Below are 25,272 nucleotides of genomic sequence, written 5' to 3'. Positions count from 1 at the left end.
GCTTGTTTGCAACGAGTATTACTATCGCGCCTCCTGATAAATATTGAAGTTTGTTGACTTGTTGCTTATTTACGGCCAAAACAGGGAATTGTGTATATTTGTGTGTTACCAAACATTTAAAACGACAATATGAAAGCATGGAACCTTAAAGTAAAAAGCAATCCTAAAGAGATTAGTAAGAAATTAGAATCCGCACTTGGATCTGTTAACGGATTTGTTTTTAATATGAATGATGATAAAAATGATTCAGTGACATTTAAAGTGCGTAAACGGGTTCTATATGCATGGTACATGATATACCTTAATTACATTATTGTAAATGGAAAAATATCAAAAACAGATACTGAAAATGAGACCAATGTAGAAATTTCCTTTACCCAACACTTTTTAATGACATTGATAATATTTACCAATATGCTTTTTGGTTTGGGCTTTCTGATTATGACAATCTCAGGGATAAGTAACAGTGTTGCCATGTACATTACCGGGGGAATACTATTAGCAATAGGAATTGTATTATGGATTGAGCTAAAGAAGAGGTCTGATAGGAAAGTACAGGAATATAAAACATTGATTTCTGAAATATTGGAGTTTTAAAAAAGGCAAACGTTTGGTAACACCGATAGTTGCTGCACAAGCCATTTGTTGGTAAAAAAACGGATCGTTTCGGGCCCTTTTAACGGGCTTTTTTCTCTGCTACTACTTAGGCCTTTCCTGTCTGAATGTGAAAAACTATTTGTTTAAAAATTAATGAGATGGTGGTAATTTGATATCAATATATTCAATGATGTTTATTCGATAGCGAAATAAAAGCTCCGTATATAGCCATCCACAATTTAACCACGTAATGTATAAAATCAACATCATTCAGGCCCTTGTATTTTTGAGTATCGTCTTTGGTTGCAAAGAGAGTTTTTCAATGCAAGCCCGGACCGCTCAAGGCAACGAAGAAAAAAAAGAGGTTTTGTTAATAGGCACTTTTCATTATAACAATCCCGGGAAAGATGCAGCAAAGACAAAATCCTTCGATGTTTTGAGTGAGGAATCACAGAAGGAATTAAACCAGATATCCAAAGCAATAAAGGAGTATAGCCCGGACAGGGTTTTTGTGGAATGGCCGCATGAAGAACAGGCAGAATTAGATTCGTTATTTCAGTTATATCGGGAAGGCAAATATTTTTTAAATAGCAACCTTTCTGATTTTTATTTAAAAAATGAAATCTTTCAACTGGCATTCAGGGTTGCAAAGGATAACGATCTGAAAAGGGTTTATGCCGTAGATTACACCGATACCCGGTTTCCGTTTGACAGTCTGATGACCGTAATTAAAGAAAACAAGCAATCCGACCTACAAAAAGAAATTGAAAAGGCGATCCGATCATTCACAACCGACTTTGACAATAAAATAGAACAAGGAGCTTCGCTTTTAGAAATGACCTGTTTTATGAACACCGCTCAGCTAAGACAGATAAGCAACAAATTTCATACGGAAATCCCCCTGCTGGCCGGTGATACCGATAATTTTACAGGAGCGTACCTGATATCGGAATGGTACAGAAGGAATCTTTACATCTGGTCCCTGGTTCAAAAGAATACTACACCGGATAATAAAAAGGTAATGCTTCTTATGGGGGCAAGCCATGTAGCCACAATCAAAGAATTTATTGAAAAGAACAATATGTGGAAAACAACCGAGCTAAAGGATATAATGGATTAAACTATAACTCATCTACTCGTGCTCGTTTGCAACGAGTATCGTACCCCTTTTCACTATTTCCCTGTAACGAACCCATCATTTTTTATACTAATACGGTACATCAATCCTAAACACAAAATAAAATGACAGCACACGAAATAGACTACCACATTTACGGGGAAGAAATGCAATATGTAGAGATCGAACTCGATCCGGAGGAAGCAGTAGTCGCCGAGGCAGGCAGTTTTATGATGATGGATACCGGAATAAAAATGGATACCATTTTCGGTGACGGTTCCAACCAGGAAAAAGGGGTTTTGGGTAAACTCTTCTCTGCAGGAAAGCGATTACTGACCGGTGAAAGCCTTTTTATGACTGCCTTTCTGAATGTGGAACACGGAAAGAAAAAGGTGAGTTTTGCCTCGCCCTATCCCGGGAAGATCGTTCCTGTTGACCTTACTGAATTTGGAGGAAAGTTTGTCTGCCAGAAAGATGCTTTTCTCTGTGCCGCCAAAGGAGTAAGTGTGGGAATTGAGTTTTCTAAACGCCTGGGCCGCGGTTTCTTTGGTGGCGAAGGTTTTATCATGCAAAAGCTGGAAGGCGATGGCATGGCCTTTGTCCACGCCGGGGGAACGATGGCGAGGAAGGAACTGGGCCCTGGAGAAGTGCTTAAAGTAGATACCGGGTGTATTGTAGGCTTTACCAAAGACGTGGATTACGATATAGAATTTGTAGGCGGCATTAAAAACACCGTTTTTGGTGGAGAAGGCCTTTTCTTTGCCACTTTACGGGGACCGGGAATAGTGTATGTACAATCACTGCCGTTCAGCCGCCTGGCCGGAAGGGTATGGGCCGCTGCACCCCGGGGAGGAGGCAAAGACAAGGGAGAAGGCAGTGTTCTCGGTGGCCTCGGAGATATCCTGAGCGGGGATAACCGGTTCTGATCTAAGATGCCAGTCTGATCGTGGCAACGATCACATGAAGAAGTCCGTCACAAGTCTCCGGACTTGTGACATCCTTATCCCCCAAACCGCCTAAAACCTGAATGATCCATCTACTGTCCCCATGCTTTTTTTGATTATTTTACCCGGACGGTTTCCGGGACCAGTCCGGTATAATCCCCCCCGTTGCGGATCACGTCCCGGACAATGGAAGAACTGATATACGATTTTCCCGATGAAGTGAGCAGAAAGACCGTCTCGATCTCCGAAAGCTTCCGGTTGGTGTGCGCAATGGCCTTTTCAAACTCAAAATCGGCCGGGTTGCGCAGGCCTCTCAGGATAAACTGGGCATCGATTTTTTTACAGAAGTCCACGGTCAGCCCTTCATAGGTCATGACCTTTATTTTCGAGACATCGCTGAAGGCTTCCTCGATAAAGCGTTTTCTTTCTTCTATGGGGAACATGTATTTTTTCTCAGCATTGATCCCTATGGCAATGACGAGTTCGTCAAACAGGGTAAGCCCTCGCATGATGATATCGTAATGTCCTAAAGTGATGGGATCAAACGACCCCGGAAAAATTGCTCGTTTCATATTTTTGTTCAAGGTTCAAGGTTCAAGGTTCAAGGTTCAAAGTTCAAAATTTTACTCGGTCCCTGAGCAGAGTCGAAGGGAAGGTTCAATCGGACCCTGAATCCTTCGGTTAAATACTATACTGAGTTTATCGAAATACTCAGGATAAACTAAAGTCGAAGGGCTTCTATTGCATTATTAAAGAGCTCTTCCAGCGAAATACCCGCTTTCCGGGCCTGTTGAGGCAGTATGCTTTCTGCCGTAAACCCGGGAATGGTGTTTACTTCCAGCAGGTGGGGCACATCGTTTACAATGATGTATTCGCTGCGGCTAAAGCCTTTTAACTTCAGTGTTTCGTATACCTTTTTGGCCATGTCCGATACTTTGGCCGTCATGTCTTCACTAAGCCTTGCCGGGGTAATCTCCTGCGACTGGCCGAGGTACTTGGCATTATAGTCGAAAAAGTCGTTTTCCGATACAATCTCCGTAAGGGGCAGCACAGTGACTTCACCTTTATACTGAATAACCCCTACGGAAACTTCCGTTCCGTCCAGAAAAGACTCTATAATGATCTCATCGTCTTCCTTGAACGCGTGTTCTATGGCGGGCAAAAGGTCTTCTTCCCTGCTTACCTTGGAGATACCGAAGCTCGACCCCGCCTTGTTGGCTTTGACAAAACAGGGGAGCCCTACCTTGTCTGTAATTTCGTTTGCCCGGATAATATCTCCTTCGTTCAGGTAATACGAAGTAGCACAGGGAATGCCATAAGCCCTGAGCACCGACAGGCAGTCCCTTTTGTTAAAGGTAAGGGCAGCCTGGTAAAAATCACAGGACGTATGCGGAATGTTCAGCAGGTCCAGGTAGGCCTGTATATAACCATCCTCACCGGGAGAACCGTGTATGGCAATAAACACCCCGTCGAAATTGATCTTTTCACCCTTTGGCGAAATGCTGAAATCGTGCCTGTCCACGGGAAACTCTTCGTCATTGTCGTTTACATATACCCATTTATCCCGGAAGATATGGATGCGGAAAAGGTTGTAGGCCTCTTGGTTCAAATGGCGGTAAACCACATTACCGCTTTGTAGGGAGATCTCGTATTCGCTGGAATACCCTCCCATAAGGATCGCAATATTTTTTTTCATGAGCTACACGAAAGAGTTCCTTAAATTCGTTTAATCAAAAGTATCATTAATAAATCAAAAGATAAAAAAACTTTCAGGATTAAATTTCGGAATGAAGTATCAGGGGACAGGTGACCGGTGACGGATGACCGATGGTACGATACCTGATCACCCGTCATCCGTCACCGGTCACCTGCCATCAAAGTCCACAGTTTTTATATCTTTGTCAACTAAATAAAGGACATGAGCATTTTTAGATTCCTGGCAAGTAAAAGTTTCCTGGCCCAGATCATCATAGCGGGGATGGTTGTCATTGCGTTGATAATCCTGGCTTTACAGTGGTTGAAGATCACTACGAACCACGGCGAATTTGTCACTGTACCCGACCTTTCCAAAAAGACCCTTAACGAGGTGAAAGAGACCCTGGACCAGGCCGATCTGAGGTTCGAGGTGTTGGATTCAGCGAATTTCAACCCTTCTTATCCCAGGTATTCCGTAATAGAGCAGGAGCCCACGGGAGGAAGTAAGGTGAAGGAAAACAGGAAGATATACCTTACGATAAACCCGTCCGGTTACCGGGAAGTGAGTGTGCCGAACATTATACAGGTAACCCGTCGTAATGCCGAGTCCATGCTGCGGGCCGTAGGGCTGGAAGTAGGCCGGGTGGAATATATAGATGAGATCGGAAAAGACATGGTCTATTATATCCAGTACCAGGGCAAAAAGATAGCGCCGGGCGATCAGTTTCCGAAAACCACCAAAATAGACCTGGTATGTGGTAATGGAGGTAAAGAAGAGAAAAAAGAAGAAGAGTCCGGGGACGAAGGGGCAGAAACAGAGCAAACTAACAGCGAGGATAATGGCGGAGCATAACGATATTGAAGAGCAGGAGCAGGACGACGAATTATACGAACACTACAATTTTACGGCGGGTAAGGGGCAGGAACCTCTCAGGGTAGACAAATACCTGATGAACTTCATAGAGAATGCCACCCGCAACAAGATACAACAGGCAGCGAAGAACGGCAATATCTGGGTGAACGGAACAGCGGTAAAATCCAATTACAGGGTAAAGGCCGGGGATGAGGTGAAGGTGTTGTTCGAACATCCGCCATATGAATTTCTGCTGACCCCGGAAAACATACCACTCGACATCGTGTATGAAGACGATTCACTACTCGTGGTGAACAAGCCGGCCGGTATGGTGGTACATCCCGGTCATGGCAATTACAGCGGAACCCTGATCAATGCATTGGTGTATCACTTTGACCATCTTCCCCAAAACAGCAATGAGCGCCCCGGGCTGGTGCACCGTATCGATAAGGATACCAGCGGGCTGCTGGTCATTGCCAAAACCGAGAAGGCCATGACACATCTCGCCCGGCAGTTTTTTGAAAAGACCAGCGAAAGGGAATACGTGGCCCTGGTATGGGGAAATGTAGAAGAGGACGAAGGAACCATAGAAGGGCATATCGGAAGGCATCCTAAAAACCGTCTGCAGATGACCGTGTTTGAAGACGGGGCGCACGGCAAAGAGGCCGTGACGCATTACAGGGTGTTGGAACGACTGGGGTATGTAACCCTGGTGTCGTGCAGGCTGGAGACCGGCCGTACCCATCAGATACGTGTGCACATGAAGCACATAGGGCACACTTTGTTCAACGATGAACGTTATGGAGGCGAGAAGATACTGAAAGGGACAACCTTTACCAAGTATAAACAGTTTGTGGAAAACTGTTTCAAAATATTGCCCAGGCAGGCTCTGCATGCCAAGACCCTGGGGTTTGAGCACCCGGTAACGGGAGAGTCCCTCAGCTTCGATTCGCCCCTGCCGGAAGATATGTCCTCCTGCGTGGAAAAGTGGCGGAATTATTCCAGGCACATAGAGGGGTGAGGATAAGACAGATTTTTCCGGTGTATCTTTCCGGTTGATTGAAGTATCCGGAACGGCGATATGGTTCCGACGGGTAGACATCAATGGATAATCTTATCCGGCATATCGGTAAGCATATAGCATTAGCTTTTCTTTAAAAGAAAACAGCCCGGACAAATAAATTTCAGGAGTTACTTGTATTTTCCTATTTTTACATAAGCCTTAACAAATAATCACCCCCATGAAAAAAACTCTATTTGCCCTTTTGGTGCTGGCACTCATCGTCCATTCCTGTAAGAAAAAAGAACCCGTTGATATTGTAGTCATCAATGCTAATGTATATACCGTAAACAACGCTTTTGAAAAAGCGGAGGCCTTTGCGGTGAAAGACGGGAAATTTGTAGCCATAGGTACTTCAGATGAGATCGGCGAGAGGTTTTCTGCCACAGAGATCATAGATGCGAACGGGAAAACGATCATTCCCGGGTTTATCGATGCCCACTGTCATTTTTACGGTTTGGGGATGAATCAGCAGTATGCTGACCTGAGAGATACCAAAAGTTTTGATGAGATCGTAGAAAAGCTCCTTGCCTTTCAACAGGAAAAAGAGCAAAGCGTTATCCTGGGAAGGGGATGGGACCAGAACGACTGGGAAGTAAAAACATTCCCCGACAAGGAAAAACTGGACAAATTGTTCCCCGATACCCCAGTGGTCCTGGAGCGTATAGATGGCCATGCCTACCTGGTGAACCAGAAAATGCTGGACATGGCAGGTATTACCGGAGAAACCGAAGCAGATGACGGAGAGGTGGTATTGAAAGACGGAAAACCTACTGGAGTACTGGTGGATGGCCCCATGAGCCTGGTAGATGCCATATTACCTCCGCCCGATAAGGAAATGCAGATCAATGCCCTTAAAGATGCCCAGCAAATATGCTTTGGCTACGGACTTACCACGGTGAACGATGCGGGGCTTTCGAGGGAAACCATAGAACTCATAGACAGCCTGCAACGTATGAATACCCTGGATATCCGGATATACGCCATGGTGCGTAACAGCGAAAAGGATGTAAACTATTATTTATCCAGGGGAATACAAAAGACCGACAAACTGGATGTCCGTTCCATAAAAGTATATGCAGACGGGGCATTGGGGTCCAGGGGAGCAGCTTTGAAAACCCCGTATTCAGATCAGGACGGGCATTACGGAGCCATGGTCACCCCTGTGAAAAATATCGAAGCCCTGGCCAAAAAGATCGCGGCCTCCGACTACCAGATGAATACCCATGCCATAGGAGATTCTGCCAATGTTGCCGTACTCAGGGCCTACGCCGGGGCATTGAATGGTAAGAAAGACAGGCGGTGGAAAATAGAACATGCCCAGATCATAAGCCCGGAAGATTTCGATTGTTTTGAACAGGGTATTATTCCTTCCGTACAACCTACACATGCTACGAGTGATATGTACTGGGCAGGGGACAGGCTGGGAGAACAACGACTGAAAGGGGGATATGCCTATAAAACCTTGCTGAACAAGGCAGGGGTCATTGCATTGGGCACCGATTTCCCGGTAGAACATGTAAACCCCTTTTATACCTTCTACGCCGCAGTGGCCAGAAAAGACCTGGAAGGTTACCCCGACAAAGGATTTCAGCCCGAAGATGCCCTGAGCAGGGAAGAAGCATTACGCGGAATGACTATCTGGGCTGCATATTCCAATTTTGAAGAAGATGAAAAAGGAAGCATAGCCCCCGGAAAGTTTGCCGATTTTATCGTTTTGGATAAGGACATCATGGAGGCTTCTCTCGAAGAAATTCCCGGAATGAAAGTCGAAAGGACATTTGTAGGAGGGAAGAAGGTGTATTAAAATAACCGAAGGCGTTGCCTGAGCACTTCGGTAAACCCGGAAACTACTTGCCGAAGGGGATAAAACTTAGACAGTTTCTAAAATCCGGGCAAAAAAAAATCCGGAAAGTTTCCACAGTGGAAAATTCCCGGATTCTCTGGGTACAATTAAAAAACTATTTTTCGCGGATCGGGATCTTTACCCTGACCGTGTCCCATCCCAGGTACATATCCGCTCCGTTATCTCCGGGTTCAAAAGTGATGGAAAACGATTCCAGCGACTTGCTGTCCGAGCTTGCAGGTACCGTAGTACGGGCCACATCGTGAGCTTCGTTGTAATCGAAAGCACCCCAGACATCGGTATCGCTGTTAAGGATGATCACCCATTCTTTCCTGCCGGGAAGGCTAAAAAGGGAATAGGTCCCGGCCTTTACTTCCTTGTCTCCGAATATCACATCCTTAAAAAAGGTGATCTCCGTGGCTTCATTGGCCCCGGTACGCCATACCGCATCAAAAGGGATCAGGGTTCCGGCAACGGGCCTGCCTTTCTTTTGCGGCCTTCCGTAAATTACTTTTACAATAGGAGGGGCCTTCCGGCCGGTACGGTAATAGGCAATGTCATGCGGACTTTTGTCCGGCCCGCTGAATTTTTGGGCGTGGATCTCCGGTGCAAATGTCATGGCAGTGACAAGTATGAATAAGCTGATATAATGTCTCATAATATAAATAATTGGGTTGCGTATTGACAGGTTTCAAAATTAGAAAATCCTTTTCAATTAATGATATGCCCGCAGTGACTTTTGGATTTTTTTATGACCGGCAGGAGTTTCCTGTCAGGATAGTAATGCCTGGTCGAGGTCGGCAATGATATCCTCTACATTTTCCAGTCCTACCGATATTCTTACCAATCCGTCGGTGATGCTTACCTCGAGGCGGTCCTCCTCGTTGAGCTTGCTGTGCGTGGTCGATGCGGGGTGGGTTACAATGGTCCGTGTATCTCCCAGGTTGGCCGAAAGTGAACACAGTTTTATGGCATTGAGGAATTTTCTTCCGGCTTCAACACCTCCTTTGACCTCAAAGGCCACGACGCAGCCTCCCGCCTTCATCTGTTTTTTGGCCACTTCATACTGCGGATGTGATTTCAGGAAAGGATATTTTACCCAGTTTACTTTGGAATGGTCTTCTAAAAATTCGGCAACTTTCATCGCATTTTCACAGTGCCTGTCTACACGTACAGCCAGAGTTTCCAGACTTTTGGACAGTACCCATGCGTTGAAGGGGGAAAGTGATGGCCCCGTATTTCGGGAAAAGAGATAGATCTCCCGGATGAGGTCTTTACTTCCTACGGTAATTCCTCCCAATACACGGCCCTGCCCGTCGATCAGCTTGGTGGCGGAATGGATGACCAGATCGGCACCGAACTTTATCGGGTTTTGCAGGTAGGGTGTGGCAAAACAATTGTCGATCACCAGGATAAGGTTATGCTTTTTGGCAATATTTCCGAGCAATTCGAGGTCAAGGATATCCACGGCGGGGTTGGTAGGGGTTTCCGCGAACAGTATTTTGGTATTGGGCTGTATGAGCGACTCTATTCTTTCGGTCTCACTAACCTTAAAATAGGAAGTGCTGATGTTCCACTTCGGCAAAAACTTGGTGAATAAGGTATGTGTGGACCCAAAGACCGAACGGGCCGAAACGATGTGGTCGCCGCTGTTCAGCAGGGCTGCAAAGGTAGAAAATACCGCCGCCATTCCGGTAGCAAAGGCATAACCGCTTTCGGCACCTTCCATTTTACAGATCTTTTCTACAAATTCCGAAGTATTGGGGTTGGTAAAGCGGCTGTATATATTCCGTTCCTTTTCTTCCGCAAAGGAAGCTCTCATATCCTCGGCGTCTTCAAAGACAAAACTGGAGGTGAGATATAAAGGGCTGGTGTGTTCCAGGAATTCCGTTTTTTCGATACGGGTTCGGACAGCGTCGGTTTCAAAATGTTGTTTTTTCATTGTTTATAAAAGGTTTATGCTGTTGTTTAAGTTTAGTATTTTTCGTACTTTTGATTTATGTGTTCTTCTAAAAAATATAAAAATATAGAATCGGTTTCACACTACGCAATGGAGTCGCAAATAGCATCTTTTCGTATTGAAGGAATTAAAATATCTAAGAAAAGAGCACAGGAAATCCGTAGGGAAGTCGTGAATGACCTTCGAAAAGATATCGCTACTCCAGATTCCTGAAAAAAGCTATCATAGGCTCATATTTTTTGTGCGAAGCAGCTTGTACGGCTGCTATATAGGCTTTCATATTCTTATCGGTAATTTTGTTAAATGAAAATCTTCTAAAACCATGCTTCAGGGCTATCAGGTTGGCCAGCAATCTTGCAGTTCTTCCGTTTCCTTCCCTGAAAGGATGAATAAATAGAAATTCTGCATGTAGTGGAGCTATGTGTGTAATTAAATTTTCATAACTATCATATCTTTTTGGTAGAGAAAGTAGAAAATCCTTTTCAAATTCCTTGATAATGTCGGGTAAAAATTTTGCGGCAGGGAACAGGAAGCCTCCTTTAGATATATTTACCTGTCGTAAAGTACCTGCAAAATCATAAAGATGTTCTAAAGCAGCTTTATGGACTTTAGCAATAAAAGACCATGAGAATATCTCTAATTCGTTCAATTGCATTTCATAACGAATTTCGGCTCTTAAAAAACCTTTGTACTCTTCCTCTCCGATTATTTTCGGATCGGTAAGCCTTAGTTTATTGGGTAAAATCTCATCTTCCGATTTTGACGTATGGTACTTCATTTTACACGTTTAGTGCTTTTTGTTTATTCCTGGGGATTATACTTTTTTTATTACAAGATTCATTTCCTTTGTAATAATATCTATATCCCTGGTGTCCGTCATCCAGTTCACAAAAGCCGCCCGGACACCTTTTTTGCTGTTATACACCGTGGGTGTCATAAAAACTTTTCCCGTATCGTTCAATGCCGTTAGAAAAGCGTTTACCTTATCCTGGTTTTCCGCTCCGGCCAATGTAAAACAAACGGTATTGAGCCTTACCGGAGCCAGTAGCTCAAAATAAGGGTTTTGTTCGATAAAATTCCCGAACAGTTGTGTCATTTCGATGGCATTTTCCACAATGTCCCGATAGCCTTTTTTGCCATATGCCGTCAGTGAGAACCAAACGGGGAGCGCCTTCAGTCTCCTGGAATTTTCGGGCAGGAAATTGAGGTAGTTGAAATTTTCCATCGGGTCGCCGAGATAGGGGGCGTTGGAGTTCTGAAAAGTCTCTGCCTGTAACAGTTTATGTTCTTCCCGGACCAGGAAGAATGCACTCTCATAGGGCACATTCAACCATTTATGACAGTCCACCGTAATACTGTCGGCCTGTTCCCAGCCGTCCATCAGGTGTTTATAGGCAGGGGAGCAGATGGCAAACCCGCCAAAAGCGGCGTCGATATGCCACCAGAAACGGTGTTTTTGCCTGAGCTTTGCAATGGCTTTAAAATCGTCGAAATCAACGGTGTTTACGGTTCCGGCACTGGATATAAGGATAAAGGGGCTGCCCTGCAGTTCTTCGATCTTATTTTCCAGTTCGTCGATATCCATGGCCTCCCGGTTTCCTTTAAGGGTGTTGACCTTTGTAATGTTCCTGCTGCCCAGGCCGAGCATGGCCAGGGACTTTACGGAAGACGAATGGGGTGTTGTAGTAAGGATATGTACATCATCACGGATACCGTCTTTGGCATAGTCTTTTCCCAGTTCCCTGCCATACCATTGCCTGGCCACGGCCAGGCAGGTAAAATTGGACATGGTAGCCCCGGTAACAAAACCGCCGAAAAAGTCCGGAGGCAGTTCAAAGAGATCGAGGAGGAGTTTTATGGTCTCCAGTTCAATGACAGCAGAAATATCTCCCTGCCCCTCAACGGTCTGTGTATTCTGATCATATATCGAAGCCAGCCAGTCGCCGGCAATGGAAGCCGGCGTGGAACCGCCGATAACAAAACCGAGATACCTGGGGCCCGAAGAAGACACCATCAGGGGTTCCAGCCTTTGATTGAACAGTTCCAAAGTACCTTCGGCCCCCAGTCCTTCCTCGTTCAATCCGGGAGCATCGCCCACCTGATGTGTGGTCGAAGCAGGTCTTTGCCTCAGGTTTTTGAGATAATGAACACCTTGCTTCCTTACCTTGTCCAGCAGGGTATCCAGTTCGTTGAGTTCCTTTTGTAAATGGTGGTACATCTGTATATGATTTAATTGGGGTTAAAATTCTTTAGCCTTAATCCGGTTCAAACCCATCGCTAAGCCAAGCAAGTGTTAATCTAAATCTAGCATCTCACACCTCTCACTTTCTCACGCCTCTCACTCCCCTTTGTCCGCCAGTCTCAGGATATCCCCGAACACTCCTCTGGCAGTAACTTTAGCACCTGCTCCGGCACCCTGAACAACAAGGGGGCGGTCGCCATAAGACTCGGTGTATATCTCAAAGATGGAATCGGAACCTTTGACCTGCCCGAGAGCACTTTGTTCGGGTACAGACACGAGTTTTACCTCGAGTATCCCTTTGTCCTGTTGCAGGTCGCCCGAGAGTTCGCCGATATAACGGAGTACATGCCCGGGTTCCTGTTTGGCCTTGATCCCGGCATAGGTGGTGTCGAGTTCCTGTAATCTGGACAGGAAACCGGAGGCTTCGCCCTCCCGTAACCCCGATGCTTCGGGAATGAGGTTCTGGATGTCGATGTCCTCAAATTCGTTTTTCAGGTCCAGTTCCCTGGCCAGGATGAGAAGTTTTCTTCCCACATCATTGCCAGAGAGGTCTTCCCTGGGGTCGGGTTCCGTAAAACCGTTGTCTACGGCTTCCTGCAAAATCTCACTGAAAGGCCTGTCTTCCACGGAAAACGTATTGAAAAGGTAGCTCAGCGATCCGGAGAATACTCCTTTTATCCCTGTGATATTTTCTCCCGAAAGGTGCAGCAGCTTAATGGTGTCGATCAGCGGAAGTCCGGCGCCGACATTGGTTTCGTAAAGGTACTGCTTTTGATTTTTTTCGAGGGTTTCCCTCAGTTCTTTATAAAAATTATAACTCAGCGTATTGGCTATTTTGTTGGAAGAAATAAGGTCAAAACCGTTGTTTACGAGTTCGATGTAGTTTTCCACAAAATCAACATTGGCCGTGTTGTCTATGGCCACGAGGTTTTCCAGGTGGTGCTTTTTGGCAAAGTCGATCACGGCGTTCACCTCGGAATGTTGTTTACTCGAAGTTATGGAAGCTGCCCAGTCTTCCCGGATGCCGTTCTTATCGAGCAACAGCTTGCGGGAATTGGCTACGGCAAAGATATTCAGCCTGATATTTTTTCGCTTTTCGATAGCATCGGCCGAAGAAAGGATCTGTTCGATCAGGGTTCCTCCCACCAATCCGTGGCCGAATATGGCAATGTTGACCTTTTTGGAGATACCGAATATTTCGCCGTGAATAACGTTCAGGGCCTTGTGAAGGTCGGATTTCCGGACGACGAGGCTGACGTTTTTCCCGGTCACGGTATTGTTGAACAACAGGGGAACAACCTGGTTTCTTATCAGCGCATTATACGGCTTGTGGAAAGTGCTCAGGTCCTGCCCCACGATAGAGATCACGGAAACATCGTCTACGGCCGATATTTTGTTGACGTCTTTGGAATAAAAATCTTTCTCAAATTCCTTTTCCAGTTCTATGATGGCCCTGGCGGCATTTTCGGCATCGACCACCAGGCCGATCCCCCTTTCGGACGATCCCTGGGAAATAATGCTGACACTGATGCCGCTTTCTCCCAGCGCCCTGAATATCCGTGCGTCTACTCCGGCTTTTCCGAGCAGCCCGCGCCCTTCGAGGTTCAGCAGGGCTACATCTTCCAGGACCGAAAGCGATTTGATACCTTCTTTGTTGGGGCTGGAAGTGATCAGGGTTCCCTGGTTATCGTTGTTAAAGGTATTGAGTATCCGGAGCGGAATATTCTTTTCAATAAGGGGTATAATGGTCTTGGCGTGCAGGATGGTGGCTCCGAAGTTGGCCATTTCGTTGGCCTCATTATATGACAGCTGTTCTATACGTTGCGCATCGGGGACCAGTTCGGGATTGGCAGTGAATATGCCATCTACATGGGTGTAACTTTGAAGTTCTCCCGCATCGAGGAAATTGGCGATAAGGGAAGCGGTATAATTGCTGCCGTTCCTGCCCAGGGTAGTGGTTTCGTTCTTTACATTGGAGCCGATAAACCCGGTAACGATGTTTACTGTATCGTGATTGTGTTCTTCAAAATGGGCCAGCACATTATCCTTGGACAGTTTTTCCAGGGGCTGGGCATTCCCGAATTTTTCATCGGTCTTGATGAGTTTCCTGGTATCGGTAAATACGGCATTGATCCCCTTGTTTCTCAGGACTTCGGTAATCAGTTTTGCCGAAATGACCTCACCTTTGGAGAGTATCTGGTCCTTGACCTTGGAGCTGAAATCACCGAGGAGTTTTACGCCTTCAAAGAGTTTTTCCAGTTTGGTGAATTCTTCAGAAAAATCGACAAAATCGAAATCTGCCTGTTGATAGGTCTTGAAGGCTTCGAATTGTGCCGAATAGTCTTCGTTCCGGGCGGCTTTTGCCAGTATTTCTTCCAGTTCGTTGGTGGCATTACCTCTTGCGGAGACCACTACGGTAATGTTTTCGCCCTGTTTGATCTTATCTTCTATAATGGTAAGGGCATGGTGTATACCTTCTCCATTAGCCAGCGATTTGCCGCCAAACTTCAGTACTTTCATCCTGTTGCTGTTTTTTCCTTTTTGAAATATTCCTGCTATGAGTTTTTCCAGTTGTTCAAATTCGATTAAAAAGGCGTCGTGCCCGTGTACGGAGTGTATTTCCCCGTAGGTGACCCTGTCGTGGGCCAGTGCCAGTTGCTTGTGGGTTTCCCTGTTCTCCTCTGCGGTAAAGAACAGGTCGGAGTCTACCCCGACAATATGGATGTTGGCATTGATAGATTCCAGTACGTTAAAATGCTCTTTGCGTTCCCGGGTTACATCAATGGTTTTCAGCAACTGGTTCATCAGCTTATAGGCCGCGAGTTGAAAACGTTCCTGTAATTTGTTCCCGTGGTGCAGGAGCCAGCTCTCCACGTTGAAGACCTGGAGCTCTTCATTGGTGGTTCTGTTAAACCGTGTCTTGAAAGACGCCGGTGTGCGATAACACAGCATGGCGTGCATACGCGCATCGTGCACAGGTTGTTTGGAATTGACGAGAAACTGCTCCTGGACCTGGCAGTTGGCAATAAGCCAGTCTGTCGATTTCCAGTCAGAAGCTATGGGGATGAGGTGTTCCGTGATGTCCGGGTTGAGTACGGCCATTTCCCAGGCGATCCCGCCCCCGAGGGAGCCTCCGATGAGGGCAAAGAGTTTTTCTATCTGCAACTGTTCCAGCCCCAGGAGAAATATCCGGGCCATATCGCGGGCCACAAAATCCTTGTAGTTGTCGATGACAAACCCGTCGTAGCCATTGCCGGGCACGTTAAAGGCCAGTATGGTATATACGGAGGTGTCTATGCCTTTACCTTCACCGATAAGGTCTTTCCACCAGCCGGCTTCCCCGGCAACGTCAGAATTTCCCGTAAGTGCGTGATTCACCTGTATTACCGGCGCTTCTCCCAGGGGTTTTCCGAAAACCTGGTATGAAAGCGGAATACGGGAGATCTTTACACCGAGGTCGGTGACAAAATCTGTGATCTCAAGCTGATTTAAGTTGCTTTTCAATGTAACGGTCTTTAGTTATTCATGAGTCCGTCTAAAAAGGATATACCCGTCATGCTGAATCCCGATGTCTCGGGACAGGCATTGTTCCAGCATCCCATGACACTGATCGGACAATCGTTATGAGACCCTGAAACAACCCTTCGACTGTGCTCAGGGTAAAAGTTCAGGGTGACGTAAAGATTACTTTTTAGACAGTCTCTTTTTATTTGTTTAGCTGACAATTTACAATTCAGGTCTTTACCAATTGTAAACTGTCAATGGCCAGCTTTAAAACAGGCGCTCCAATAGTATTCTTATTAAATTCGATAAATGTTACAAGAAAAGCGTATTACGGAAAGTAATTACCTTGCGACCATGCGGGAAAAGCACGGCGTTATCTTTCCCCTTTCCGGGGTAGAATGTAGCACCTTCTCCACAGGGGAGGGTTGCTAAGGCTTCACAGGGTCTATTCCCTCGGCCTTTCTTGATAACATTTATATTTTTCTGAACCTGTTGCCCCGAATATATTCGGGAAAGTCTCTATACAGAAGAGACATTAAAATCATAATGAGGGGCAAAGTAATGGAATTATAATGAAACTGACAATATTTTATATCAATTTTTACGAATGCCGGATACCGTTATTGATCAGATATTCCCGAGGATACTGTCCATGATCCATGCCGTGTGTACCGCCGTTATTCCTGTAGAAGGATGTATGCTATTACCGGCCAGGTGTTCTTTGATGTTCTTAACATGATATAACTGTATGTTTTCCGGGTTATCGATAAAGAGCTCCTGTTTTGCCTGCCCGTTGTCCAGGAACAGGGGTGTTTCGTCAAAAACGGAAAAAGTAAGTTTCCCTTTGCTTCCGAAAATTTCCACACGGTCTTCCCGGGTATGGCATCCGAAGTTCCAGCTTCCGGTTCCGGTAACCCCGTTTTCGTGCAGCCAGCATGAAACAATCGCGTCCTTTGCACCGTAGAGGCCCTGCTGGTTGAGGCTTATGCCTTGTACCTGCCTGACGTTCCCCAGAAGAAAGGTAAACAGGTCCAGGCCGTGGCTGGCCAGGTCGTCGAAATACCCTCCTGCAGCTATTTCGGGATCGGTCCGCCAGTTGTATTCCCCGGAAAGGTCCAGGTCATTGGGCGGCTTGCTCAGGTGCCAGCTGAGGTGCCTTACTTCACCGATCTCATTGTGGTCCAGCCAGGTCTTTACCTGGCGGAACCTTGGCAGGGAACGGCGGTAATAGGCAACAAACAACGGAACTTTTGCTTTTTCAAACGCAACCTGAATGGCCAGCCCGTCCCGGTAGGAGGGGGCGAGGGGTTTTTCTATACAACAGGGCTTGCCGGCTTCGGCAACTTTTAGTCCGTAATACTTGTGCGTATCGGGAGGGGTGGCGATGTAAACAGCATCGATTTCTGTGTCGTTGATAAGCTCGTCTGCATCGGTATAATATTTTTTTACATGATGTCTTTCGGCGTAATCCCGGACCTTACCGGCATTGCGGCGCATTACGGCAGCGAGCTCAAATCCCCCGGTTTTTTGATAAGCAGGGCCACTTTTTTTCTCGGTGACATTGCCACACCCTATAATGCCCCAGTGAATAGGTTTGTACATTATCTCTTTTGATTTATGTCCTAAGTCTTTAAGTCCTACGTCTTTTACTCTATTTTTTTTCTTCGGCCGGTCCGCGCATATGTATGATCAGTCCGTTCAGAAAATTTCGCAGGAACTGGTCCCCGCATTCCATGTATTTCGGGTGATCTTCCTTTCGGAACAGGGCCCCGAGCTCAGATCTGGACACGTTAAAATTTACCAGTTTCATGATCTCTACAATGTCATCATTGGTCAGTTTTAATGCTACCCGTAATTTTTTTAAGATATCGTTATTGGTCATAAGTTTTTGTATTTAAGGGTATATGTCATTTTTTCATTATGGTTTCCGCAGAAAACAATTCGGAAAACTCTACCGAGGCGGTCTTTCGGTTATAAAATGCCGAGGCGAGGCCTATATTGCCGGTGATGACCTGTTCCCGTATAAAAGTGTTTTGTCGTATTATCTTTTCCTTGGAAAATTCCAGGTTAAACCTGGTGATGGCGTCGGTGATGTTCTCCGGGCTATTGTTTTCCTGGTAGTTTTTAAATGTTTCGGAAGCAAGGGCATCTTTGATCAGGGGAGTTAAATGCGATGGATTTTTAGTGGTATGAGCTTCTATGGCTTCGGAGACAAAAGAATTGCCTGAATTTCCCATAAGAAGAATGAGCCTCGCGCCCTGGTTACGGCAGGCTATTTCTATGCTTTGTATAATGTGCCTGCTCACGGCATTTCCGGCAGCCCGTATAGGAATGAGCTCACCGATACCGGTATTGAGGAGCATGTTGAGAGGTTCCCTGAGGTCTATACAGTTCACTACTACTGCCAGGGGTGAAGAACTCAGAAAATCCGTAAGTTCCTTGTTTCTCAGCCGCCGGGAGACCAGGTTGCCCTTTGCGTAGTTTTTATTGCCTTCCTTCAGGTAATCCAGGATCTCCTGCGGGGATGATTTTTGAATTTCTTTCTGAATACTGTTCTCCACAAAATCGATCTCTTCCCCGATATTATAACTTTCCTTAAGGCCTATGATATTTACATCAATATCGTGTTCTTTGGCAAAAGTATTTTCAAAGTCCCGGAGGATCTCCACCACATCCAGGTCTATATAATGGGAAAAGGTGGCATCTATGATAACCTTGCTGTGATCCGGAACGTTCCAGAGCGTATTTTTTATGGAAGCCCTGTTCAGGAAGGAAACCTCATTGGAAAGTTCCAGTTTGATAGCTTCTCCCTGTATTAATTTTGTGTTTTCTATAAAGAAAGGGTTGTAATAGTTGTTTCGAAGAAGGAAAAATACACTTAGTGCCGAGCCTATAAGTACCCCTATAAGTACATCGGTAAGCAGAATGGCAATAATAGTAATGACAAAAGGGATAAACTGGCTCCATCCCTTGGCATACATTTTCCGGAACAGGGAAACAGATGCCAGTTTGTACCCCACAACGAGCAGTATGGCCGAGAGTGAGGCCAGGGGAATGAGGTTTATTACCGAACTTATAAAAAGCACGCTCAAAAGCAGCAGGATACCGTGGAGTATGGTTACGAGTTTGGTCTGGCCGCCGGATTCGATATTTACGCTGCTGCGTACTACGACAGAAGTAATGGCAATACCGCCTATCAAACCAGATAAGGTATTGCCGATTCCCTGGGCTATCAGTTCCCTGTTGGGAGGAGTTTTGCGTTTATGAGGGTCTATATTATCGGTGGCTTCTATGTTGAGCAGGGTCGATAACGATGCGATAACTGCGATCGTGATGGCAGTGGTCCATATTTCCATATGGCCTATAACCCCAAAATCCGGGGTGGTGATCAATGAGGACAGGCTTTCTACTTTGGGGATATTGACCAGGTGGTGGCTGTCCAGATACAGGCCGGGAATGAAATATTTAAAAAGAAAATTCAACAAAACCCCCATAATAACGACGACCAGTGCCGGCGGAAACAGTTTAAAATTTTTCAACGGGGTCTTATCCCAGAACAACAGGGTAAAAAGGGAAAGCAGGGTGAGAATGATGGAACCCGGGGTAAAGGATTGGAAAAACAAGGTGACCATTTTCCAGGTGTTTTCCAGGTAATCTTCCGAAAAACTGGAAAAACGACTGTGGTCCAGCTCCATCCCTACGGCGTATTTGAGCTGTGACAGGATAAGTATAATACCGATGGCCGCGAGTAATCCTTTAATGATACTGGTGGGGATATAGTCGGCAATAAGTCCTGCTCTTAGTATTCCGAAAAGCAATTGAAACAATCCTGCAATAACCAGGGCAGTCAGGAAAATATCAAAGCCACCCAGGTCCTGGATAGCCAGGAACACTACGGCAGACACGCTGGCGGCAGGCCCGCTGACACTGGTCCCCGATTTACTGACCACACCGATGAGCAGCCCGCCTATAACTCCGGATATCAGCCCGGAAATAAGAGGTGCTCCGCTGGCCAGTGCTATGCCCAGGCACAGGGGAAGCGCTACGAGGAACAGTACAACACCCGCGGGAATATCTTTGTCCAGCTGCGAGAATATGGGGTTGTGGACCTCTTCACGATCCGGTCTTTTTACAAATTCTTTTAAGTTGGGTAATTTTCTCAAAGTGGTTCTTTTTCGGATTTAGCGGGAAATTTTTGTCAAGATATTGCTTTTTTATGAATAATGGGAAGTAAGAATGTTTATTGGTAGGGTAAACGGAATTATAACCGGTTGCCGGTTGCAGGTTTGCCTGTTGTTGTTTTGTGTTTTCAGACCCCAAAACTCCTGACTTTCAAACCAAGTCCTTGTATAAGTCTTTGATGATTCATCAGCTTTTAAAAAAAGTCACCTGTTTGATTGTCAGTTGCTTGTAAAAATCGTAAATTAACTGCACACTAATCACAACTTTAAAAATGAAAACAAAAATTTTAACACCCGTTTTGGCTGTTTTAATGGTTTGGGGAATGCAGACCGTTATTGTAGCCCAGGAAAAGGAAGCTACTCCTGTTTCCGAAGATCAGCAGGCTGCTATGATGGAGGCCTGGAATGCTTATAAGGCCCCCGGCGAGATGCACAAAATGCTCGCTATGGACGAGGGAGAATGGAATGCGGAAATAACACACTGGGCGGACCCTTCGGCGCCACCGGAAAAAGCCAAGGGTACGGAGGTCTGCAAAATGGTGATGGGAGGGCGTTACCTGAAAACATCCTTTACCAGCGAGATTATGGGGCAACCTTTTAAAGGGCTCGGTTATACGGGATATGACAACGCCAAAAAGGAATTTATCAGTACCTGGATAGACGATATGGGGACGGGGATGATGATAGCACGCGGACCTGCACCCGAAGGAGACAGCAATACTATGGAAATGAAAGGCACTATGGTAGACCCGATGACGGGGGAAGACATGAAAGTCCGCGAAGTGCTTACCCGTATCGATGAGAATACCCGTATGATGGAAATGTATATAGAACATCAGGGGCAGGAGATGAAAACAATGGAAATAAAATACAGCAGGAAATAAGCATGATATTCTCCGACATTGTCACTATCGCAGCGGGGACTGCGGCAGCCTTGATGGCCGGTCTTTTTTACGCTTTTAGCATTGCGGTCAACCGGGCGCTGGAGCAGCTTGGCGACAAGGCGTTTGTCTCTGCCATGCAGGCTATAAACTCTAAAATTCTGAATCCCATGTTCTTTCTGGGGTTTTTCGGTACACCACTGTTATTACTGCTGGCTACCTTTATGCATAGTGACGGGGGAGGCCTTCCGTTTATTTTCCTTTTATCGGCTACCGTACTCTATTTTGCAGGCGTATTTGGTGTTACGGTAGTCAAAAATGTCCCGATGAATAACAAACTGGCTGAACTGGCTCCGGAAACGGCTTCCGAAGAAGAGGTTTCCGGGGCCAGAATAGCTTTTGAAAAGCCCTGGCTGCGCTGGAACCATGTTCGCGCCGTGGTTTCGGTACTTACCGTGGTACTGGTCCTTATCGCAGCGGTTTTATCCTGATGATTTACAGGGAAGGGGCTATCTTATCTACGGCGTTTATGGTATAGTCCAGGTCCTCATAGCTGAGCGCATCGTTGAGGAACCAGCTTTCGAACGCACTTGGTGGCAGGTGTATACCTTCGTTCAGCATGCCGTGAAAGAACTTTTTAAAAGTGTCGTTATTCCCGGTAGCCGAACTGTCGAAATCCCTGACTTCCACCTCGGTAAAATGCACAGAGATCATAGAGCCCATCCTGTTGATCTGATGGGGGACCCCGTGTTTGTTCAATATTCTGGCTATGCCTTTGTGCAGGTATTGTGTTTTTTCTTCCAGGCTTTTAAACGTTTCCGGTTTTTGATCGAGTTCGGTGAGCATGGCCAGCCCGGCGCTCATGGCCAGGGGGTTACCGCTCAGCGTGCCGGCCTGGTATACCGGGCCGAGGGGGGCGAGGTGGTCCATGATCTCATTGCGTGAGGCAAAAGCACCCACAGGCATACCTCCGCCGATAACCTTGCCGAAAGTAACAATGTCTGCCCTGATACCGAGGACTTCCTGTGCTCCGCCTTTGGCCAGGCGGAATCCTGTCATCACTTCGTCGAAAATGAGGAGGGCACCATACTCGTCACAAAGGGAGCGCAAGCCTTCCAGGAATCCTTTTTCGGGCAGGATACACCCCATGTTCCCGGCTATGGGTTCTATGATAATGGCTGCAATGTCGTCTTTATTGGCTTCAAACAGCGTTTTTACCGATTCCGGGTCATTGTATGTTGCCAGGAGGGTGTCTTTGGCCGTTCCCCGGGGAACACCGGGACTGTTGGGAGTGCCAAAGGTCATGGCGCCGCTCCCGGCCTGTATCAGGAAAGCATCGGAATGGCCGTGATAGCATCCGGCGAACTTGATAACCTTGTCGCGCCCCGTATATCCCCTGGCCAGCCGTACTGCACTCATACAGGCTTCGGTACCACTGTTTACAAACCGTATCTTGTCGATATTCGGAACCATGGAAACAGCCAGTTTGGCTATCTCGGTCTCTGTTTCGGTAGGCATACCGAATGAAGTCCCTTTTTTGGCTTTTTCCGTAACGGCATTAATTACGGGGTCATGGGCGTGCCCCAGGATCATGGGGCCCCAGGAGGCGATATAATCGATCAGGCGGTTGCCGTCCTCGTCATACAAATAGGCACCTTTGGCTTTTTCTATAAATACCGGTGTGCCGCCTACGGACTTGAATGCCCTTACCGGTGAATTGACCCCTCCGGGGATATATTTTTCCGCTTCTGCAAATAATGCGCTGCTTCTTTGGTATATCATAATTCGTATGTAAAAATGTTTTTGATTCTATTTTCCTCGTTGAGGCGCACGGCCTCCTGATTTCTCGTTGAGACGCACGGCCGTGCGTCTCTATCGGGGAATTGATTTATCTGATTTTTAATTCCTGGCCTACGGCAATGGTATTGCTGCGCAACCTGTTAGTCCTTTTCAGGGATTCCACGGTGGTGTTGTACCTTTTGGAAATGGAATACAATGTATCTCCGCGGCGGACGATGTGTGTTTTCTCCCGCTTATTCTGATGTCGTTTTTTTCTGCCCGAAGCACTCAGAACCTGTTCGTCGTATTCGTATAAGTGATATCTTTCAATAAGGGCTATGAGTTTTTGTGGGTATCTCCTGTCCGTGGCATAACCTGCTTTTCGCAGTCCTTTGGCCCATCCTTCGTAATCGTCTTCGCGAAGGTCAAACAACGAAGCGTACCTGCTCCGGGAGGTGAGGAAAAGGGAATGGTCGCGATAGGAGGTCATGGGATGGTCGTATTTCCTGAAGCATTCTCCTTTTTCGTCATCATCGTGATAGGCCGTGCCTCCGGTCCATCCTCTGTGACATTTTATCCCGAAATGATTATTGGTTTTTAGCGTAAGGCCGCCTCTTCCCGAACCGCTTTCCAGGATGCCCTGGGCCAGGGTAATACTTGCCGGAATACCAAATTCGCGCATTTCGTCCTGGGCAATGGGGGCGAATATTTCTATATACTCTTCGGTAGAACTGATCGTCATGGGGTTGAATCTCCCGTTTTTGGCCTTGTTGTCCCGCTTCCCCGTGTTCTCGTCCTGTTTTCTTTCGTGCTTGGGATCGACCCTGACTGTCCTGTGTTTTTTAGCGTCCCTTTTCCGTGCCGCCTTTTTCTTGGAGCCGCAGGAAGAAGCTATCAATCCCAGAACAAGAAGCGCAAATAATATCTTTCGCATTGAATAATTGGTTATTAGGTTTGAGTTACGAGATCATCGGAGTTGCTTTCAGAATAAAACAGAACAGCATCGGGGCTTTAATAACCTGTTAACTCATTAACTTTTGTTTCAGCGTATCAACGGCAGACCTTTCTTTTTCAGTACGGTATTCATTCCGGGAATGCCCTGTAAGCCCCCGGTGTGAATGGCTAGTATTTTTGAACCGTTTTTAAAATAACCGTCTTTTATGAGTTTTAGTATGCCATATATCATTTTCCCGGTATAGACGGGGTCCAGGGGAATTCCGGTCTTTTGTTTAAAATCGTTGATAAAATGTACCAGTTCCGTATTGACCTTTGCATATCCCCCGAAATGGAAACCGTTTTGTAAGGCCCAGTTATCCTTTTTGGCAAATTTACGAATATCATTTGTTAAAAAATCGCCGTTAAGTGCCGGGAAACCCAATACTTGTTGACAATCTTTTGCACTGTTTATCAGTCCGGCAATGGTGCCTCCCGTTCCTACCGGGCAACAGATATAGTCGAATGCAGCATCGTCCGGGCCCAGGATCTCTTCACAGCCTTTAACGGCCAGGGCATTCGTGCCTCCTTCGGGAAGCAGGAAGAACGAGCCGAATTCTGCCTGTAAGCGGGCCGTAATTTCGGGAGAATTTTTCCCGCGGAAATCCTGGCGGGAGATAAACCTGAACTGCATGCCCTGCTTTTCTGCGAATCGGAGGGTGGGATTTTCAGTCACTTTTCCGGAGAGTTCCTCGCCCCGGATAATACCAATGGTCCTGAACCCGTATTCCTTTCCGGCAGCTGCCACGGCGGCAATATGATTGGAGTAGGCCCCGCCGAAGGTGAGCAGGGTATTGTGTCGTTTATCCTTAGCTTCCTCCAGGTTGTACCTGAGTTTTCGGTACTTGTTACCCGAAATATGAGGATGCAGGAGGTCTTCGCGCTTTACATGAAGCGTTATTCCTTGCTCCCGGAGCATGTTCAATACGATTTCCTGGTTCAAAACATGTTGTTTACGGGTGCAAAGGTAAAAAAGCGGGGATAGAGAAGAAAGGTATAGGTTTTTTAAGTGTGGATATTTGTGTTCAAGGGGGGCGTAGTTGTTACATAGAGATGCACAAAGAAAACACAGAGGTTCACAAAGTTCTTTGCGGTCCTCTGTGTGATAACTGATATACAATCTTATACTGTTATTCTGTCCGGTTATATTTTGTGTGTCTTTTTAGAGGAATCATCCAGGGAATTGCGGTGAAGGGAATCTGCCTGTCGCATCATGTTTTCCAGTTGTTTATGACGGTCTTTCCATTGCTTTATAAAAAGACTGTCATTGAAAAAGGGATGAGAAAAAACGGAATCCGAAGCAAAGTGATCGAAGGGATCCTCGTTAAACATGTCGGGAAAACCGGACCGGAATCTTTGCCGGAAATGCCCCATCAGGCTGTCAATGGTTTCTGGTGAAATGTCTTTGCCATCCGAAGAGAACGACCAGGTATAGGTAGAGTCCATACGGATGATATTACCGTTTTCGTCTACCTCTTTATCCACTTTCCAGCTCTCTTTCGGTTTCGGGCTTTCGGCCCTGGCCTGTTCCTTACCCTGGTCTTCCCGGGTTTCCTGCCCGTTACAGGAAATCACGGCGAGCAGCACTGTAAATAAAAAAATAAATGGTCTCATTTTTAC

Annotated in this window: 22 protein-coding genes and 1 riboswitch; of the genes, 8 read left to right on the top strand and 14 right to left on the bottom strand. The window is 46.3% G+C overall.

All coding sequences use genetic code 11. From position 1 onward, the window contains the following. Positions 1–129: 129 nt before the first annotated feature. The 3 genes from KN811_RS07355 to KN811_RS07345 all read left to right on the top strand — a co-directional run bounded on the left by KN811_RS07355 (position 130) and on the right by KN811_RS07345 (position 2,640). Positions 130–597 carry a DUF423 domain-containing protein gene (locus KN811_RS07355; RefSeq protein ID WP_187965448.1) on the top strand — a complete coding sequence of 156 codons (468 nt, stop codon included), beginning with the start codon at positions 130–132 and terminating at the stop codon, positions 595–597. A gap of 250 nt (positions 598–847) precedes the next feature. Continuing rightward, positions 848–1,717 carry a DUF5694 domain-containing protein gene (locus KN811_RS07350; RefSeq protein ID WP_187965449.1) on the top strand — a complete coding sequence of 290 codons (870 nt, stop codon included), beginning with the start codon at positions 848–850 and terminating at the stop codon, positions 1,715–1,717. A gap of 122 nt (positions 1,718–1,839) precedes the next feature. Further along, positions 1,840–2,640: a TIGR00266 family protein gene (locus KN811_RS07345; RefSeq protein WP_187965450.1), complete on the top strand. Its 801-nt coding sequence runs from the start codon at positions 1,840–1,842 to the stop codon at positions 2,638–2,640. A 134-nt stretch (positions 2,641–2,774) separates the two neighbouring features. On the opposite strand, the gene coaD is transcribed toward KN811_RS07345, so the two are convergent. Together coaD and KN811_RS07335 are read right to left on the bottom strand one after the other, a co-directional pair. Next, complete coding sequence (coaD, locus tag KN811_RS07340) at positions 2,775–3,230, bottom strand: pantetheine-phosphate adenylyltransferase (RefSeq protein ID WP_187965451.1); 456 nt, start codon at positions 3,228–3,230, stop codon at positions 2,775–2,777. 149 nt (positions 3,231–3,379) lie between these two features. Next, positions 3,380–4,354: a D-alanine--D-alanine ligase gene (locus KN811_RS07335; RefSeq protein WP_187965452.1), complete on the bottom strand. Its 975-nt coding sequence runs from the start codon at positions 4,352–4,354 to the stop codon at positions 3,380–3,382. A 222-nt stretch (positions 4,355–4,576) separates the two neighbouring features. Here KN811_RS07335 and KN811_RS07330 point away from each other — a divergent pair, with 222 nt between their 5' ends. The 3 genes from KN811_RS07330 (at position 4,577) to KN811_RS07320 (ending at position 8,073) form a co-directional block, all read left to right on the top strand. Next, positions 4,577–5,206 carry a PASTA domain-containing protein gene (locus KN811_RS07330; protein ID WP_187965453.1) on the top strand — a complete coding sequence of 210 codons (630 nt, stop codon included), beginning with the start codon at positions 4,577–4,579 and terminating at the stop codon, positions 5,204–5,206. Beyond that, positions 5,193–6,227 carry an RluA family pseudouridine synthase gene (locus KN811_RS07325; protein WP_187965454.1) on the top strand — a complete coding sequence of 345 codons (1,035 nt, stop codon included), beginning with the start codon at positions 5,193–5,195 and terminating at the stop codon, positions 6,225–6,227. Before KN811_RS07330 ends, KN811_RS07325 begins: the two co-directional genes overlap by 14 nt. Positions 6,228–6,447: 220 nt before the next feature. Then, a complete protein-coding gene (locus KN811_RS07320) occupies positions 6,448–8,073 on the top strand; it encodes an amidohydrolase (RefSeq protein ID WP_187965455.1) in 1,626 nt (541 codons plus the stop codon). A 154-nt stretch (positions 8,074–8,227) separates the two neighbouring features. On the opposite strand, the gene KN811_RS07315 is transcribed toward KN811_RS07320, so the two are convergent. From KN811_RS07315 to KN811_RS07280, 8 genes are all read right to left on the bottom strand, one after another. Then, the gene (locus KN811_RS07315; RefSeq protein ID WP_187965456.1) at positions 8,228–8,770 is read right to left on the bottom strand and encodes a DUF2911 domain-containing protein; all 543 of its coding nucleotides are present in this window, start codon (positions 8,768–8,770) and stop codon (positions 8,228–8,230) included. Between the two features lie 114 nt (positions 8,771–8,884). Next, positions 8,885–10,054, bottom strand: coding sequence for a trans-sulfuration enzyme family protein (locus tag KN811_RS07310; protein ID WP_187965457.1), 1,170 nt, complete (start codon positions 10,052–10,054; stop codon positions 8,885–8,887). Between the two features lie 214 nt (positions 10,055–10,268). Beyond that, positions 10,269–10,850, bottom strand: coding sequence for a Fic/DOC family protein (locus KN811_RS07305; protein WP_187965458.1), 582 nt, complete (start codon positions 10,848–10,850; stop codon positions 10,269–10,271). 36 nt (positions 10,851–10,886) lie between these two features. Then, the gene (locus KN811_RS07300; RefSeq protein ID WP_187965459.1) at positions 10,887–12,290 is read right to left on the bottom strand and encodes a pyridoxal phosphate-dependent decarboxylase family protein; all 1,404 of its coding nucleotides are present in this window, start codon (positions 12,288–12,290) and stop codon (positions 10,887–10,889) included. Positions 12,291–12,410: 120 nt separating this feature from the next. Then, positions 12,411–15,818, bottom strand: a complete 3,408-nt coding sequence (gene thrA, locus KN811_RS07295) for a bifunctional aspartate kinase/homoserine dehydrogenase I (protein WP_187965460.1) — start codon at positions 15,816–15,818, stop codon at positions 12,411–12,413. 370 nt (positions 15,819–16,188) lie between these two features. Beyond that, positions 16,189–16,291: riboswitch (SAM riboswitch) on the bottom strand. A gap of 154 nt (positions 16,292–16,445) precedes the next feature. Further along, positions 16,446–17,420, bottom strand: a complete 975-nt coding sequence (locus tag KN811_RS07290) for a Gfo/Idh/MocA family protein (protein WP_187965461.1) — start codon at positions 17,418–17,420, stop codon at positions 16,446–16,448. Positions 17,421–17,469: 49 nt separating this feature from the next. Continuing rightward, the gene (locus KN811_RS07285) at positions 17,470–17,700 is read right to left on the bottom strand and encodes a DUF1456 family protein (RefSeq protein ID WP_187965462.1); all 231 of its coding nucleotides are present in this window, start codon (positions 17,698–17,700) and stop codon (positions 17,470–17,472) included. 25 nt (positions 17,701–17,725) lie between these two features. Then, positions 17,726–19,981, bottom strand: a complete 2,256-nt coding sequence (locus KN811_RS07280) for a bifunctional SulP family inorganic anion transporter/carbonic anhydrase (protein ID WP_216334748.1) — start codon at positions 19,979–19,981, stop codon at positions 17,726–17,728. 290 nt (positions 19,982–20,271) lie between these two features. Between KN811_RS07280 and KN811_RS07275 the strand changes: the two genes are divergently transcribed. Then, entirely contained in the window at positions 20,272–20,883 is a 612-nt protein-coding gene (locus KN811_RS07275) for a DUF1579 domain-containing protein (protein ID WP_187965463.1), read from the top strand. 2 nt (positions 20,884–20,885) lie between these two features. After that, positions 20,886–21,371: an anthrone oxygenase family protein gene (locus KN811_RS07270; RefSeq protein WP_187965464.1), complete on the top strand. Its 486-nt coding sequence runs from the start codon at positions 20,886–20,888 to the stop codon at positions 21,369–21,371. 4 nt (positions 21,372–21,375) lie between these two features. On the opposite strand, the gene hemL is transcribed toward KN811_RS07270, so the two are convergent. The 4 genes from hemL to KN811_RS07250 all read right to left on the bottom strand — a co-directional run bounded on the left by hemL (position 21,376) and on the right by KN811_RS07250 (position 25,266). Then, a complete protein-coding gene (hemL, locus tag KN811_RS07265) occupies positions 21,376–22,662 on the bottom strand; it encodes a glutamate-1-semialdehyde 2,1-aminomutase (protein WP_187965465.1) in 1,287 nt (428 codons plus the stop codon). A gap of 106 nt (positions 22,663–22,768) precedes the next feature. Beyond that, positions 22,769–23,593, bottom strand: coding sequence for a glucosaminidase domain-containing protein (locus KN811_RS07260; protein ID WP_187967041.1), 825 nt, complete (start codon positions 23,591–23,593; stop codon positions 22,769–22,771). 108 nt (positions 23,594–23,701) lie between these two features. Further along, positions 23,702–24,571, bottom strand: coding sequence for a 1-aminocyclopropane-1-carboxylate deaminase/D-cysteine desulfhydrase (locus KN811_RS07255; protein ID WP_187967059.1), 870 nt, complete (start codon positions 24,569–24,571; stop codon positions 23,702–23,704). A 224-nt stretch (positions 24,572–24,795) separates the two neighbouring features. Next, entirely contained in the window at positions 24,796–25,266 is a 471-nt protein-coding gene (locus tag KN811_RS07250; protein ID WP_187967042.1) for a hypothetical protein, read from the bottom strand. Between the last annotated feature and the right edge of the window lie 6 nt (positions 25,267–25,272).

The organism is Sinomicrobium weinanense, from assembly GCF_018863395.1.
GTDB classification, from domain to species: Bacteria; Bacteroidota; Bacteroidia; order Flavobacteriales; family Flavobacteriaceae; genus Sinomicrobium; species Sinomicrobium weinanense.
This window is presented reverse-complemented; position numbering and strand designations above follow the sequence as displayed.